At 52.9% G+C, this 14,079-nt stretch carries 16 protein-coding genes; 9 read left to right on the forward strand and 7 right to left on the reverse strand.

The window, feature by feature from the left end; genetic code table 11:
* Positions 1–318: 318 nt before the first annotated feature.
* Positions 319–885 (reverse strand): D-glycero-beta-D-manno-heptose 1,7-bisphosphate 7-phosphatase, encoded by a 567-nt coding sequence (gene gmhB, locus KE671_RS09785; RefSeq protein ID WP_206162796.1) that lies wholly within the window; start codon positions 883–885, stop codon positions 319–321.
* Positions 886–1,076: 191 nt separating this feature from the next.
* Here gmhB and metN point away from each other — a divergent pair, with 191 nt between their 5' ends.
* From metN to KE671_RS09820, 7 genes are all read left to right on the forward strand, one after another.
* On the forward strand, positions 1,077–2,108 hold the full coding sequence (gene metN / locus KE671_RS09790) for a methionine ABC transporter ATP-binding protein MetN (protein ID WP_206162797.1): 1,032 nt from the start codon (positions 1,077–1,079) through the stop codon (positions 2,106–2,108).
* Positions 2,101–2,754 carry a methionine ABC transporter permease MetI gene (locus KE671_RS09795; protein WP_042323638.1) on the forward strand — a complete coding sequence of 218 codons (654 nt, stop codon included), beginning with the start codon at positions 2,101–2,103 and terminating at the stop codon, positions 2,752–2,754. The genes metN and KE671_RS09795 overlap by 8 nt, the downstream gene beginning before the upstream one ends.
* Positions 2,755–2,793: 39 nt before the next feature.
* Positions 2,794–3,609 carry a MetQ/NlpA family lipoprotein gene (gene metQ, locus KE671_RS09800; protein ID WP_206162798.1) on the forward strand — a complete coding sequence of 272 codons (816 nt, stop codon included), beginning with the start codon at positions 2,794–2,796 and terminating at the stop codon, positions 3,607–3,609.
* 118 nt (positions 3,610–3,727) lie between these two features.
* Entirely contained in the window at positions 3,728–4,132 is a 405-nt protein-coding gene (gene rcsF / locus KE671_RS09805; protein WP_042323642.1) for an Rcs stress response system protein RcsF, read from the forward strand.
* Positions 4,129–4,836: a tRNA (N6-threonylcarbamoyladenosine(37)-N6)-methyltransferase TrmO gene (gene tsaA, locus KE671_RS09810; protein WP_206162799.1), complete on the forward strand. Its 708-nt coding sequence runs from the start codon at positions 4,129–4,131 to the stop codon at positions 4,834–4,836. Before rcsF ends, tsaA begins: the two co-directional genes overlap by 4 nt.
* A gap of 111 nt (positions 4,837–4,947) precedes the next feature.
* Positions 4,948–6,666, forward strand: coding sequence for a proline--tRNA ligase (proS, locus tag KE671_RS09815; RefSeq protein WP_206162800.1), 1,719 nt, complete (start codon positions 4,948–4,950; stop codon positions 6,664–6,666).
* Positions 6,667–6,722: 56 nt separating this feature from the next.
* Positions 6,723–7,547 carry a YaeF family permuted papain-like enzyme gene (locus tag KE671_RS09820; RefSeq protein ID WP_206162801.1) on the forward strand — a complete coding sequence of 275 codons (825 nt, stop codon included), beginning with the start codon at positions 6,723–6,725 and terminating at the stop codon, positions 7,545–7,547.
* A 77-nt stretch (positions 7,548–7,624) separates the two neighbouring features.
* On the opposite strand, the gene nlpE is transcribed toward KE671_RS09820, so the two are convergent.
* The 3 genes from nlpE to KE671_RS09835 are packed head-to-tail and all read right to left on the reverse strand — an operon-like array spanning position 7,625 to position 9,317.
* Positions 7,625–8,323 (reverse strand): envelope stress response activation lipoprotein NlpE, encoded by a 699-nt coding sequence (gene nlpE / locus KE671_RS09825; RefSeq protein ID WP_206162802.1) that lies wholly within the window; start codon positions 8,321–8,323, stop codon positions 7,625–7,627.
* 32 nt (positions 8,324–8,355) lie between these two features.
* Positions 8,356–8,775, reverse strand: a complete 420-nt coding sequence (gene arfB, locus KE671_RS09830; RefSeq protein WP_206162803.1) for an alternative ribosome rescue aminoacyl-tRNA hydrolase ArfB — start codon at positions 8,773–8,775, stop codon at positions 8,356–8,358.
* Positions 8,772–9,317 (reverse strand): YaeQ family protein, encoded by a 546-nt coding sequence (locus KE671_RS09835; protein WP_206162804.1) that lies wholly within the window; start codon positions 9,315–9,317, stop codon positions 8,772–8,774. Before KE671_RS09835 ends, arfB begins: the two co-directional genes overlap by 4 nt.
* Before the next feature lie 188 nt (positions 9,318–9,505).
* Between KE671_RS09835 and KE671_RS09840 the strand changes: the two genes are divergently transcribed.
* Both KE671_RS09840 and rof read left to right on the forward strand, forming a co-directional pair.
* Positions 9,506–9,706, forward strand: a complete 201-nt coding sequence (locus KE671_RS09840; protein ID WP_206162805.1) for a YaeP family protein — start codon at positions 9,506–9,508, stop codon at positions 9,704–9,706.
* A complete protein-coding gene (gene rof, locus KE671_RS09845) occupies positions 9,693–9,953 on the forward strand; it encodes a Rho-binding antiterminator (protein ID WP_206162806.1) in 261 nt (86 codons plus the stop codon). The genes KE671_RS09840 and rof overlap by 14 nt, the downstream gene beginning before the upstream one ends.
* Before the next feature lie 82 nt (positions 9,954–10,035).
* On the opposite strand, the gene tilS is transcribed toward rof, so the two are convergent.
* The 3 genes from tilS to ldcC all read right to left on the reverse strand — a co-directional run bounded on the left by tilS (position 10,036) and on the right by ldcC (position 13,983).
* Complete coding sequence (gene tilS, locus KE671_RS09850) at positions 10,036–11,328, reverse strand: tRNA lysidine(34) synthetase TilS (RefSeq protein WP_206162807.1); 1,293 nt, start codon at positions 11,326–11,328, stop codon at positions 10,036–10,038.
* 61 nt (positions 11,329–11,389) lie between these two features.
* Complete coding sequence (locus tag KE671_RS09855) at positions 11,390–11,779, reverse strand: VOC family protein (RefSeq protein ID WP_206162808.1); 390 nt, start codon at positions 11,777–11,779, stop codon at positions 11,390–11,392.
* A 65-nt stretch (positions 11,780–11,844) separates the two neighbouring features.
* The gene (gene ldcC, locus KE671_RS09860; RefSeq protein ID WP_206162809.1) at positions 11,845–13,983 is read right to left on the reverse strand and encodes a lysine decarboxylase LdcC; all 2,139 of its coding nucleotides are present in this window, start codon (positions 13,981–13,983) and stop codon (positions 11,845–11,847) included.
* Between the last annotated feature and the right edge of the window lie 96 nt (positions 13,984–14,079).

The following is a 14,079-nucleotide window of genomic DNA, read 5'->3' on the forward strand; positions in this document are numbered from 1 at the left end:
TTGAGACTTGGTATTCATTTTTCGTCTTGCGACGTTAAGAATCCATGTCACTTTGAGTGCCCACACAGATTGTCTGATAAATTGTTAAAGAGCAGTTGCGACGCGCTTTAGCGCTCTGTCGCGAGGTCCCGTATATTACGTTTTCCTCTTTCAGAGTCAACTCTTTTTGGAGAATTTTCTCTTCATCGTCACTGGCGTTTTTCTGTGAAGTGATTCACATCCGCCGTGTCGATGGAGGCGCATTATAGGGAGTCGACTCAGGAAGACAAGCATAAATCAGCAGATTTTTCTCAACCGCTCACCTTTTAATCATAATGCTTATTTTTGCTGCTTTTTTATCGCCAATGGCAGATCAGCAAGGCTATTTAATACCCAATCGGCCGCATTTTCTGCTTCTTCAGTGATGGGTTTTCCGGTTCGCACTAACACTTTTGTCCCGACCCCTGCCGCCGCAGCGGCCTGCATATCTTCTACTTTGTCGCCCACCATATAAGACGCCGCCATATCAATGTGCAAAAAATCGCGAGCCGAGATCAGCATACCTGGATGCGGCTTACGGCAATCACACACCTGGCGGTACTCTTCCACACTGCCTTGCGGGTGGTGTGGACAGTAATAGATACCGTCAAGGTCGACATCGCGATCGGCCAGTGACCAGTCCATCCACTCTGTTAATGTCTCAAATTGAGCTTCGGTAAATTTACCGCGCGCAATCCCTGACTGGTTGGTGACCACCACCAGCGCATAGCCCAGGGTTTTAAGCTCGCGCATAGCATCAATCACGCCGTCGATAAATTCGAACTCGTCGATTTCATGTACATAGCCGTGATCAACATTAATTGTGCCATCACGGTCGAGAAAAATTGCGGGTACGGACTTTGCCACCTTTTTATAGCTCCTCAATAAGGCATGTGGCGCTAGTATCGCATGTTTCGGCAGGCAAGAAAGTGCTCATCGTAGAAACCCTGATTGATTTAGACGTCTGGATGCCTTAACATCCATTTTGTTGACGGTTTTTGACCGTATAAGGCAGACGAAAATGCCACGGCTAACTTCATTACGATAATAAATAATCAATGATTAAACTTTCGAATATCACCAAAGTGTTCCATCAGGGGAGCCATACCATTCAGGCGTTGAATAACGTTAGCCTGCATGTCCCTGCCGGGCAAATTTATGGCGTAATCGGCGCTTCAGGCGCGGGTAAAAGTACGCTAATCCGCTGTGTAAACCTGCTGGAGCGTCCGACTGAAGGGAGCGTTCAGGTCGGCGGACAAGAACTGACAACGCTGTCTGAATCTGAGCTCACCAAAGCGCGTCGTCAGATTGGCATGATTTTCCAGCACTTTAACCTGCTGGCTTCCCGTACCGTGTTTGGTAACGTTGCTCTGCCGCTTGAACTCGACAACACTCCGAAAGAGGAGGTTAAGCGTCGCGTAACAGAACTGCTCGATCTGGTTGGCCTGGGTGATAAGCACGACAGTTACCCCGCAAACCTGTCTGGTGGCCAAAAGCAGCGTGTCGCCATCGCCCGTGCGTTGGCAAGCCAGCCGAAAGTATTGCTGTGCGACGAAGCCACCAGCGCGCTGGATCCTGCTACGACGCGTTCGATTCTCGAACTGCTGAAAGACATTAACCGTCGTCTTGGCCTGACCATTCTGTTGATCACGCACGAAATGGACGTGGTTAAGCGAATCTGCGACTGCGTGGCCGTTATCAGCAACGGTGAACTGATTGAGCAAGATACCGTGAGCGAAGTGTTTTCTCATCCGAAAACGCCCCTGGCACAGAAGTTTATTCAGTCAACGCTGCACCTGGATATTCCGGAAGATTATCTGGCACGTCTCAAAGCGGAGTCGACAGCTGACAGCGTCCCAATGTTGCGCATGGAGTTTACCGGTCAGTCGGTGGATGCGCCTCTGCTTTCCGAAACGGCACGTCGCTTTAACGTAAATAACAACATTATCAGCGCGCAAATGGATTACGCCGGCGGCGTGAAGTTCGGCATCATGCTGACTGAAATGCACGGCACACAAGAAGAAACGCAAGCCGCGATCGCCTGGCTGCAGGAACACCATGTAAAAGTAGAGGTACTGGGTTATGTCTGAGCCGATGATGTGGCTGCTGGTTCGTGGCGTCTGGGAAACGCTGGCGATGACCTTCGTATCGGGTTTCTTTGGTTTTGTGATTGGTCTGCCTGTTGGCGTGCTGCTGTACGTGACGCGGCCCGGGCAAATCATTGAGAACGCGAAGCTCTATCGCACGCTGTCTGCGGTCGTGAACATCTTCCGTTCGATTCCGTTCATTATTCTGCTGGTATGGATGATTCCGTTCACTCGTGTGATTGTTGGGACATCAATCGGTTTGCAGGCCGCAATTGTCCCGCTTACCGTTGGCGCTGCGCCGTTTATCGCCCGTATGGTGGAAAACGCCCTGCTGGAAATCCCGACTGGCCTGATTGAAGCCTCGCGCGCAATGGGCGCCACGCCGTTGCAGATTGTCCGCAAAGTGCTGCTGCCGGAAGCCCTGCCAGGGCTGGTGAACGCCGCGACAATTACCTTGATTACCCTGGTCGGCTATTCCGCCATGGGCGGCGCCGTGGGTGCCGGCGGTCTTGGACAGATCGGCTATCAGTACGGTTATATTGGATACAATGCTACTGTTATGAATACGGTACTGGTATTACTCGTTGTTCTGGTTTATTTAATTCAGTTCGCGGGCGATCGTATCGTCCGGACTGTGACGCACAAGTAACGTTCTACAAAACACAATTATCACATTAAGGAAATAAGCATGGCGTTCAAATTCAAAACCATTGCGGCAGTCGGCGCCCTGATTGGTTCTCTGGCACTCGTGGGTTGCGGTCAGGAAGAAAAAGATCCAAACCACATCAAAGTCGGCGTGATTGTCGGTGCAGAACAGCAGGTGGCTGAAGTCGCACAAAAAGTTGCGAAAGAAAAATACGGTCTGGACGTTGAGCTGGTGACCTTCAATGACTACGTTCTGCCGAACGAAGCGTTAAGCAAAGGCGATATCGATGCCAACGCCTTCCAGCACAAACCGTATCTGGATCAGCAGATAAAAGATCGTGGATATAAGCTGGTTGCCGCAGGCAATACCTTCGTTTATCCGATTGCTGGCTACTCCAAAAAAATCAAATCTCTGGATGAGCTTCAGGATGGCGCACAGGTAGCGGTTCCGAACGATCCGACCAACCTGGGCCGTTCCCTGCTGTTGCTGCAAAAGGTCGGTCTGATCAAACTGAAAGATGGCGTGGGTCTGCTGCCGACCTCACTGGATATCGTTGAGAACCCGAAAAATCTGAAAATTGTCGAACTGGAAGCCCCGCAACTGCCGCGCTCTCTTGACGATGCGCAGATTGCCCTGGCGGTGATTAACACTACCTATGCCAGCCAGATCAACCTGACTCCGGCGAAAGACGGTATCTTCGTTGAAGATAAAGATTCCCCGTACGTCAACCTGATCGTGACCCGTGAAGATAACAAAGACGCGGAGAACGTGAAAAAATTCGTCCAGGCTTATCAGTCTGACGAAGTTTATGAAGCCGCCAATAAAGTCTTCAACGGTGGTGCTGTTAAGGGCTGGTAATTTTTAGGCGCTTTTCACAATCTGTAATATCATTCAGGACGGGCGTTTGCCCGTCTTGTCATTTATGCAAGCTCCTGATTCAATATGTGACAGTTAGATCATTCATTGAGGAAATATTATGCGTGCTTTACCGATCTGTTTATTGGCACTCATGCTGAGCGGCTGTTCCATGCTAAGCAGATCCCCTGTTGAACCCGTTCAAAGCACCGCAACCCCGCCTAAAGCGGAGCCGGAAAAACCGAAAGCGCCGCGCGCGGTCCCCGTCAGAATTTATACCAATGCTGAAGATCTGGTCGGCAAGCCGTTCCGCGATCTCGGTGAGGTGACGGGTGAATCTTGCCAGGCCTCTAACCAGGACTCTCCGCCGAACATCCCGACAGCACGTAAACGCATGCAGATTAATGCGTCGAAAATGAAAGCCAATGCTGTGTTACTGCATAGTTGTGAAGTTACCAGCGGGACGCCGGGCTGTTATCGTCAGGCTGTCTGCATTGGTTCTGCGCTCAATATCTCGGCTAAATGAGTCATTTTCAGTTTGAGCAAATCGGTGTCATTCGCTCGCCTTACAAAGAGAAGTTCGCCGTTCCCCGCCAGCCAGGGCTGGTAAACAGTGTTAACGGCGAACTGCACCTGTTGCCTCCTTATAATCAGGCCGATGCGGTACGCGGTCTTGATGCATTCAGCCATTTATGGGTGATCTTTGTTTTCCATCAGACGATGGAAGGGGGATGGCGCCCAACTGTGCGCCCGCCTCGGCTTGGCGGTAACGCGCGGATGGGCGTATTCGCCACGCGCTCAACGTTTCGCCCCAATCCGGTGGGGATGTCGCTGGTTGAACTGAAAGGCATTGTCTGTCAGAAAGATCAGATCATTCTGCAACTGGGTAGTCTGGATCTGGTCGACGGTACGCCGGTCATTGACATTAAGCCCTATCTGCCGTTCGCGGAATCGCTACCGGATGCGACTGCCAGCTACGCGCAACAGGCCCCTCAGGCTGAAATGCGGGTGAGTTTTACCGACGAGATTGAGCAACAGTTTCCCGCGCTGGAAAAACGTTATCCCCTGCTAAGAACGTTTATTCGCGATGTGCTGGCGCAGGATCCGCGCCCTGCCTATCGGAAAGGGGAAGAGACAGGCAAAACGTATGCTGTCTGGCTGCATGATTTCAACGTGCGCTGGCGCATAACCGAGACGGGTTTTGAAGTCTTTGCGCTAGAACCCCGCTAATTTCACGCCCTTCTCTTTTGACATCCCCTTCTCGCTGGTAAACTGAGTTACTTTTTTTTGTGTCAGGCTCACATTGAGCCTGTTCGATCGTTCAACTGGAACCGTAACAACATGCGTACTAGCCAATATCTGCTCTCCACTCTCAAGGAGACACCTGCCGACGCCGAGGTGATCAGCCATCAGCTGATGCTGCGCGCCGGGATGATCCGCAAGCTGGCCTCCGGGTTATACACCTGGCTGCCGACCGGCGTGCGCGTCCTGAAAAAAGTCGAGAACATCGTGCGTGAAGAGATGAACAACGCCGGTGCGATCGAGGTGTCTATGCCAGTCGTTCAGCCTGCTGACCTGTGGCAAGAGAGTGGTCGTTGGGAACAGTATGGTCCGGAGCTGCTGCGTTTTGTTGACCGTGGCGAGCGTCCGTTCGTACTCGGCCCAACGCACGAAGAAGTGATCACCGATCTGATTCGTAACGAGCTCAGCTCTTACAAGCAATTGCCACTAAACTTCTACCAGATCCAGACTAAATTCCGTGACGAAGTCCGTCCGCGTTTCGGCGTGATGCGCTCCCGTGAATTCCTGATGAAAGACGCTTACTCTTTCCATACCTCTCAGGAATCGCTGCAGGAAACCTACGACGCGATGTACGCGGCTTATAGCAAGATCTTCAGCCGCATGGGGCTGGATTTCCGCGCAGTACAGGCTGACACCGGTTCTATCGGCGGCAGCGCCTCGCACGAATTCCAGGTCCTGGCGCAGAGCGGCGAAGACGATGTGATCTTCTCTGATTCCTCTGACTACGCGGCCAACATTGAATTTGCTGAAGCCGTTGCGCCAAAAACGCCACGCGCTGCGGCAACGCAAGAAATGACGCTGGTTGATACGCCAAACGCAAAAACCATCGCCGAGCTGGTCGAACAGTTCAATCTGCCGATCGAGAAAACCGTCAAAACGCTGCTGGTGAAAGCCGTGGAAGACAGCAAGTCTCCGCTAATCGCCCTGCTGGTTCGCGGCGATCACGAGCTTAACGAAGTTAAAGCGGAAAAACTGCCGCAGGTTGCCAGCCCATTGACGTTCGCGAGCGAAGAAGAGATCCGCGCGCTGGTGAATGCCGGCCCGGGTTCTTTGGGGCCGGTAAACCTGCCGGTGCCGGTAATTATTGACCGTACCGTTGCGGTAATGAGTGATTTCGCTGCAGGCGCGAATATCGATGGTAAACACTACTTCGGTATCAACTGGGACCGCGACGTTGCGACGCCAGAAGTGGCTGACATTCGTAACGTTGTTGCTGGCGATCCAAGCCCGGATGGAAAAGGCACATTGCTGATTAAACGCGGGATCGAAGTCGGTCATATCTTCCAGTTGGGCACCAAGTATTCCGAAGCGATGAAAGCCGCCGTTCAGGGCGAAGATGGCCGCAATCAGATCCTGACCATGGGCTGTTACGGTATCGGGGTCACGCGTGTGGTGGCAGCGGCTATTGAGCAGAATTTCGACGAACGCGGGATCGTCTGGCCTGACGCCATCGCACCGTTCCAGGTAGCGATTCTGCCGATGAACATGCACAAGTCCTATCGTGTGCAGGAACTGGCGGAAAAACTGTATGCCGAACTGCGTGCGCAAGGCATCGAAGTGCTGATGGATGACCGTAAAGAGCGTCCTGGTGTGATGTTCGCGGATATGGAACTGATCGGTATTCCACACACTATTGTGCTGGGCGACCGTAACCTCGACAACGACGATATTGAATACAAATACCGTCGCAATGGCGAGAAGCAGCTGATAAAAACCGGCGACATCGTCAACTATCTGGTTAAACAAATTAAAGGCTGATGTCATCATAAGAGGCTCTGATTTTCAGGGCCTCTTTTTTACATGGATTGTATAAAATGGTGAAACCCACGGCGTATTATCGCCTGTTCCTCCCTTGCCTTCTTTTGCTTTCGGCCTGTACCGTTGACGTCAGCCCGCCGAATAAATCCGCCGCCGCCATTGATGCACAATCCAAAAAATGGGCGGTTACATTCCAGCGCCAGAGCTCATTTACGAATAAAGTACTCGTCGAAATTACCGATGCCGACCTTAAGCCTGGCGATCTCTTGTTCTCCTCCAGCCTTGGGGTGACCTCATTAGGCATCCGCGCGTTCAGCAACGCTTCCGTAAGCCACGTTGCCGTCTATCTGGGCGGTAATGAAGTCGCAGAAGCCACCGGAGCTGGCGTGCAAATCGTTTCACTCGAACAGGCGATGAAGCATAGCGATAAGCTTTTTGCCCTGAGAGTTCCTGAACTGACCCCGCAACAAGCCGCAGAGATCAAAACCTTCGCCCATAAAATCAAAAACAGCGGCTACAACTATCGCGGTATCGTGGAATTCATTCCGTTTATGGTGACCCGCCAGATGTGTTCGCTGAACCCCTTCTCTGCGGATTTCCGGCAACAGTGCGTCAGCGGACTGGCGAAAGCGCAGTTGAGTGATGCCCGCGAGGAAGAGAAAACGGCGTGGTTTTGCTCTGAATTCGTCACTGATGCGTTTACCAAAGCGGGGCGTCCACTCACTCTGGCACAGTCGGGCTGGATCAGTCCTGCCGACCTGATGCACATGCGGGAAGGCGACGTTGCCGCCTTTAAGCCAGAAACCCAGCTACGCTATGTCGGCCATTTGAAGTTGGGGATTTATATCAAGACGGGACGTTTTGTCGGACTGACGCGTTAAGCGCGACACACAAGCGTAAAACAGCGGGTAAGACGAAAACTGTCCGGTCCCCCGGACAGCTTTCGCTCAGCCATCACTCAGTCGGTGCAGCTTTTACCCGGGATAAATTTAATGTCTTTGTCAGCCATTAGCGTTTTCACCGGCTCATGGGTATCCGGATTCGCCTCCAGTGTGAAATGCCCTTCGACGGACAACAGCACCGGTTTCTCACTGGCGCCACGCGCTGCAAGATAACCGCGCTCCAGCTCAGCGTTACTGGCAACGGAAACCTGCTTTCCGGTTGCGCAGTCGGTAAACGTCGCCGCATCCGCCATATAGAAATACATACCACGCATCGCCATCGGCGTTACCGGTAAGCTCGATTTCACTGGTGCAAGGGTATAGTTGAGCTGAGACTCGATAGGATTCCCCTCCCGATCCAGCATTTCCAGCGCGTCGCCTTTCGCACGATAGTAAGATTTCTCGCCCTGACTGTCGGTCAGCACCAGTTTATCTGCAGTCCGCGCCCAGGTGCCGTAGGAAGCAAAAGAAGATGGCTCTTCACGCACACCCTGATAGCGTTCGTTCATTACCCATGTGCCATCTTTCTCCAGAAACAGTGAGGTCTCAATTCCCTCGCAGTCGGCGCAAGGCAGAATGCCCCGCCAGCTTTGCTGCATCGGTTTTAATTCTGCCACCTGAGTCGGCTGGATCACATCAACCTCTGAACGGTTATTACAGCCAATCAATGCGAAAAGCGTAAACGCCGCCATCGCTGAAAGTAGTATTTTTTTCACCCTGACTCCCTATCACCTTTTAATCCTGCCCGTCAGTCATCACGACGGACTTTACCGCGAAGGGCTTTTACTGAGGATTTCTGCGCCTTCGAATTTAATCTTCGTTCTTTCGATGCCCGTGTCGGTCGGGTGGCACGTCGGCTTTTTTGTTCTGCAGTAAGTTCTTTTATTACCGCCACCAGTCTGGCAAGTGCCGCTTCCCGGTTGAATTCCTGATTGCGGTACTCCTGCGCCTTAATAATCATCACGCCATCAGCCGTAATCAGATGATGGCTGGCGGCAAGCAGACGCTCCTTATAATACTCTGGCAGGCTGGAGGCCCGAATGTCAAAACGCAAGTGTATCGCCGTTGAGGTTTTATTGACGTGCTGCCCTCCTGCGCCCTGAGCGCGAATGGCGGTGATCTCCAGCTCATCGTCAGGGATCGAGACCGTACGGGAAATGATGATCATGCAGACTGATGCCACGGCGTCAAATGAATTTCCAGATTATTCTGAGAATCAGACAGCCAGATCGCACCATCCTGAATCGTTGCCTGTAGCGTCATGGTACGGTTCGCAAAGGCGCTGAGCTGGGCCAGTTGTTCATCATCCAGATACCAGACCGTGAGGTTTGAAAACTGCACGCATTTACTCTGATTTTGCTGCCACCAGATCTGCGCCGCCCGGCTGTTATAGGCAAATAGCGCCACGTCAGCAGCCTGTGTACATGCCTTCTTAATACGACGTTCATCCGGTAATCCCAGTTCGACCCACAAGTCGATCCCCAGATGATCGTTACGCAGCCACGCTTCAGGCTCATCCTCTGCGCTTAAACCACGCGTAAACTGGAGACGCTCATCCGCATATTTAATCCACGCCAGCAGGCGCAGCATCATGCGTTCCTGGGTTTCAGAGGGGTGACGCGCCAGCGTCAACGCCGCGTCAAGAAACTGGTTGCGGTCAAGGTCCGCCACGTTAACGACGGCTTTATAAATTGTCGCTTTAAGCGCCATGAAAAAACTCCTTTCGAATCAGGCTGCCATTGTAGCGAAAATGGAGCGAAAAGGCTGTCAGCGGATCAGCAATCAAGGCGCTGATATTGCGTCAATGGCTGTGGTATAGTCACCTTGCTAAACAGAGTTTATCTTCGTAGGCTTAGACTTGCATCCACGGTTAAGTCAGAATGCTGACAGGAGGGCATGTGGAAAAATATTGTGAGTTAATACGCAAGCGGTATGCGGAAATCGCCAGCGGAGACTTAGGGTATATCCCGGATGCGCTGGGTTGCGTATTGAAGGTGCTTAATGAAATTGCGGCAGACAGTGCCCTTTCAGAGTCGGTCAGGGAAAAGGCAGCCTGGGCTGCGGCGAACTTACTGGTGAGCGATTATGTCAATGAATGATACATACCAACCCATCAATTGTGATGACTACGACAACCTCGAGCTCGCCTGCCAGCATCATTTATTACTGACGCTGGAACTGAAAGATGGCGAAGTTTTGCAGGCGAAAGCCAACGATCTGATTTCGCGAAAAAACGTGGAATATCTGATCACCGAGGTTGCGGGTGAAACGCGCGAGCTTCGTCTCGATAAAATTGTCAGCTTCAGTCATCCGGAAATCGGTACCGTGGTGGTTAGCGAATCCTGAATGAGTTTTGCCGGATGGCGGTGCAAGCACCTTATCCGGCCTATTCTCCATAACAAATCCAGGCCTGATAAGCGTAGCCCCATCAGGCATGCAAAATCAGACTCATGCCTTCCTCGCCTTCAGCCAGTCCTTCATGCGTAACAAAAACACCCGCAGCGGCAATGAGCGTATCGCCGTAAAACAGCAGTGGCGTGGTATCGCGTCGCCAGGGCGGGACGCCCAACTCCTGCCATATTTTCTTCAGCTTCCGCCCACCGTTGCGACCTACAATATGCAGCACGCCTGGCGCTTTAAAACGTATGCTAACAGCCTCGTCAGCACGCGGTTTTCGCAACTCACCACCGGCAATGAGTCGCAACACCCCACATCCGGCTGGCAGGGATAGCGGCGCTTGCCAGTCGGTCCATACCATTACCGTTTCACTTTGCCCGGCAACCGATTTAATCCACCACAATTGCCCCTGATAACGCCGCACTTCATAGTCGCCGAAACGCAGGCACGGTGAAGCATCTTCACGCGCCAGCGCCACCTCTTGCCAGAGACGTTCCAGCGCGTCGCGTGAAGGCATCGGCGCATGTTGTGCAGCCAACCAGCGACGAAGTAGCGCTGCACGCCGGACACGACTCATCGTCATAAGCGGGGTCAGCGCCAGCGTGCCCTCTACCGTAGTGTAATCTGATAACTCATCAGCAAGCAGTTCATCCAGCAGGTGCTCCTGCTCGGCGCACAGCGCGGCGCTACGCGCCGTAGCATCGGCAAAATGTGGCCAGCGCTGTTGCAGGAGCGGCAGAACCTGCAAACGCAAGAAGTTGCGATCGTAGGCGTCATCCTGATTGCTTTCATCTTCAATCCAGCAAAGCTGATATCGCCTTGCCCATTGTTCCAGCGCTGCACGACTTTGCGTCAGCAGCGGACGAATGAGCTGCGTGCCGGCAAACGCAGAACGCTCCCCCATTGCCGAAAGTCCCGCCGGTCCGCTGCCGCGTTTGAGCGCCAACAAAAAGGTTTCACACTGATCGTCAAGATGCTGGGCCGTCACCAGCACCTCGCCGGGCAACAACGCGTCGGCGAACGCCTGATACCGCGCCTGGCGGGCGTGCGCTTCAATTCCCAGCCCCGCGTCCGCCAGCGTTACCCGTTCCACCACCAGCGGCACCTGCCATTGCGTACAGACAGCTTCACAATGCGCCGCCCACTCATCGGCATGGGGGCTTAGCCCATGATGGATGTGAATCGCACGAAGAGAGAGAGTCGGTTGCTGTGCCCGCCATTGCACCAGCTGGTGCAGGAGCACGGTAGAGTCCAGACCACCGCTAAAAGCGATCAATATCTGTCGAGAGGTGATAAGCGAGGTGTTCAACGTGAGTGAGGTCATAGCGGTTATTTACAGTGTCATTGCCCGGCACGTTACCGGGCAATCGAGACAATAACAAGCCCTACTGTTCATACAACTCCAGCGGCAAGCCATCCGGGTCTTTAAAAAAGGTGAAGCGCTTGTTGGTAAAGGGATCAATGCGGATAGCTTCGCAATTTACGTGATTCGCCTCCAGATGCGCCACCGCGTTATCCAGGTCATCCACGCTGAACGCCAGATGGCGCAGACCGCAGGCTTCCGGGTGACCAGGACGCGCCGGTGGAAAAGGGAAAGAAAAAAGTTCAATCACATACTGCCCGTTCAACGCCAGATCGCCCTTCCAGGAATCTCGTTCTGCGCGATAGGCTTCGCTCATCAGCGTGAACCCCAGAATATCGCAATAGAAGGACTTACTCGCGGCATAGTCTGTCGCAATGATCGCAATGTGGTGAACCTGTTTTAATCCCAGCATAGTGTCTTCATCTCCTTTATTTATCATCAGCACGTTACCCGCCAGAGGGCGCTGAAGGCAAGTCGTCATGCTGTTTTTAAGACTCGTACGTGGTATACGCCATCGTCGTCCTGCTTCGCCCCGTGAATATCCGTTTCAAAGCCTGGATAGTGGTGGCCAACGGAACAGAGCATCAACAGGAAATCGAGCACTGCGCGGCTCTGCTCGGTGATCATTTCCCCTGGCATCAGCAGCGGAACGCCGGGGGGATACGGCAGGATCATATTCACCGACACGCGTCCCACCAGTTGATCGAGTGCCACGGTTTCGACTTCGCCTTTGATCTGCCGTTGCCAGGCCTGATGCGGCGTCATGATCATTTCCGGCAGCGTATCAAACGCACGCAGCATCAGGCCGGAAAGATCGTGCTGACGGATGAGCTTATGGATCCCTTGCGCCAGATCCTGGATACGCATGTTGCGATAAAAATCAGGATCTTCCGCATACAGATCCGGCAGCATATTCTTCACGCGCAAATTGAGATCGTAAGAGCGTTTAAATTCGGTCAGGCCACGCAACAGCCCCATCGCCCGGGTTTTATCAATCCCTATACTAAAGAGAAACAGCAGGTTGTACGGGCCGGTTTTCTCCACCACTACGCCGCGCTCATCGAGGAATTTTGCCACCAGCGCGGCGGGGATCCCTTCGTCACTCATCTTCCCCTGCTCATCCATACCGGGAGTCAGGATAGTCACTTTTACCGGGTCGAGGAACATATGGTCGTGGTCGGCATCGGTAAATCCGTGCCAGTCTTCACCTGGCGCCACCGGCCAGCATTCCGCTTCATCAACCTCTTCTGGCTGCCAGATATCAAAGAACCAACCGTCAGACTCCTCACGCAACCGCTGTACCTCTTTGCGAAAATGCAGTGCGCGTTCCACTGAGCGGTTGATCAAACGCCTGCCGGAATTTCCCCGCAGCATCGCCGCCGCCGTCTCGATGGAGGCGACAATGGGATAGCTCGGTGAGGTGGAGGTGTGCATCATAAAGGCTTCGTTAAAGGTTTCTTCGTCATAGTCCCCTTTAATATGAATAAGCGACGCCTGCGATAATGCCGCCAGCATTTTATGGGTGGATTGCGTTTCGAAGATCACCTTGCCAGGTACCCGTTCACCGCTCATCCCGCTCTTACCCTGATAAATGGGATGAAAGTGGGTATAGGGCACCCAGGCGGAATCGAAGTGGATTGAAGGAACGTCCAGCGTCTGCTTGATCCAGTTGGTGTTATACAACAGACCATCATAGGTTGAGTTGGTGATCACGGCATGAACCGGCCACTGCGCCTGCGCCGTGGCGGCAACCTTGCACGCAATACTCTCACGCGTGAATTCGCGCTTAGGAATGCCGCCCAGAATGCCGAGCGCATTACGTGTCGGTTTCAGCCAGATCGGAACGACGTCGCTCATCATTAACAAATGCGCCAGCGACTTGTGGCAGTTGCGGTCAATCAACAGTGTACTGCCGGTCGGCGCGGCATACATCCCCACAATTTTGTTTGAGGTGGAGGTGCCGTTAGTCACCATATAGCTCTGCTCTGCGCCGAAGGTTCGCGCGATATACTCTTCGGCCTCCAGATGCGGTCCGGTGTGGTCGAGTAACGATCCCAGCTCGGTGACTGAAATCGACACATCTGCTTTCAGCGTGTTGCCACCGAAAAAATCATAGAATAAGCAGCCAACTGGACTTTTTTGATAGGCCGTTCCGGCCATGTGTCCCGGTGTACAGAAGGTGTATTTCCCCTCTTTCACATAGGTGAACAGCGCCCTGGTAAAAGGCGGCGTGATATTGTCGAGGTACTCGTCGGTGTACTGGCGAATGCGCGTCGCGATATCTTCTGCCTGCCCCAACGCATACTCAAAAAACCATAACGCCATGCGCATATCGTGAACGCTGACATCCATTGTCGAATGTGTGTTGATAAACGCATACAGCGGTAAGTACTCGTTGAGTTGATTAATATCGCTGCACAGATCGAGACTGTACTCATCCCAGTCAAAAATTACCCCGCAGATGCGCGGGTTGTGTTCGATGAATTTCAGCAGGTCGACGCTGTTCTGTGGCCAGATAATCTGAAATCCCTGTGATTGCAACGCACGCTCAAGCTCCTTGATGGGCTCGTCTTTATAAAAAACCCCGTGCGGCCCCATGATGGCGATGATATTCATGCGTTCCTCCTGGAAAAACCTACGCTAATCATAGCGTGTTCAACCCACAGGTAAAAAAAAGGGCCACAATTTGTGGCCCTTTTCGGAATGGTCAAC

The organism is Citrobacter amalonaticus, from assembly GCF_018252635.1.
Classification (GTDB): Bacteria; Pseudomonadota; Gammaproteobacteria; order Enterobacterales; family Enterobacteriaceae; genus Citrobacter_A; species Citrobacter_A amalonaticus_E.

Bases quoted from the DNA above. Each gene is read 5' to 3' on its own strand.
- metN (WP_206162797.1), top strand. From the start codon at position 1,077: ATGATTAAACTTTCGAATATCACCAAAGTGTTCCATCAGGGGAGCCAT.
- KE671_RS09795 (WP_042323638.1), top strand. From the start codon at position 2,101: ATGTCTGAGCCGATGATGTGGCTGCTGGTTCGTGGCGTCTGGGAAACG.
- metQ (WP_206162798.1), top strand. From the start codon at position 2,794: ATGGCGTTCAAATTCAAAACCATTGCGGCAGTCGGCGCCCTGATTGGT.
- rcsF (WP_042323642.1), top strand. From the start codon at position 3,728: ATGCGTGCTTTACCGATCTGTTTATTGGCACTCATGCTGAGCGGCTGT.
- tsaA (WP_206162799.1), top strand. From the start codon at position 4,129: ATGAGTCATTTTCAGTTTGAGCAAATCGGTGTCATTCGCTCGCCTTAC.
- proS (WP_206162800.1), top strand. From the start codon at position 4,948: ATGCGTACTAGCCAATATCTGCTCTCCACTCTCAAGGAGACACCTGCC.
- KE671_RS09820 (WP_206162801.1), top strand. From the start codon at position 6,723: ATGGTGAAACCCACGGCGTATTATCGCCTGTTCCTCCCTTGCCTTCTT.
- arfB (WP_206162803.1), bottom strand. From the start codon at position 8,775: ATGATCATCATTTCCCGTACGGTCTCGATCCCTGACGATGAGCTGGAG.
- KE671_RS09835 (WP_206162804.1), bottom strand. From the start codon at position 9,317: ATGGCGCTTAAAGCGACAATTTATAAAGCCGTCGTTAACGTGGCGGAC.
- rof (WP_206162806.1), top strand. From the start codon at position 9,693: ATGTCAATGAATGATACATACCAACCCATCAATTGTGATGACTACGAC.
- tilS (WP_206162807.1), bottom strand. From the start codon at position 11,328: ATGACCTCACTCACGTTGAACACCTCGCTTATCACCTCTCGACAGATA.
- KE671_RS09855 (WP_206162808.1), bottom strand. From the start codon at position 11,779: ATGCTGGGATTAAAACAGGTTCACCACATTGCGATCATTGCGACAGAC.
- ldcC (WP_206162809.1), bottom strand. From the start codon at position 13,983: ATGAATATCATCGCCATCATGGGGCCGCACGGGGTTTTTTATAAAGAC.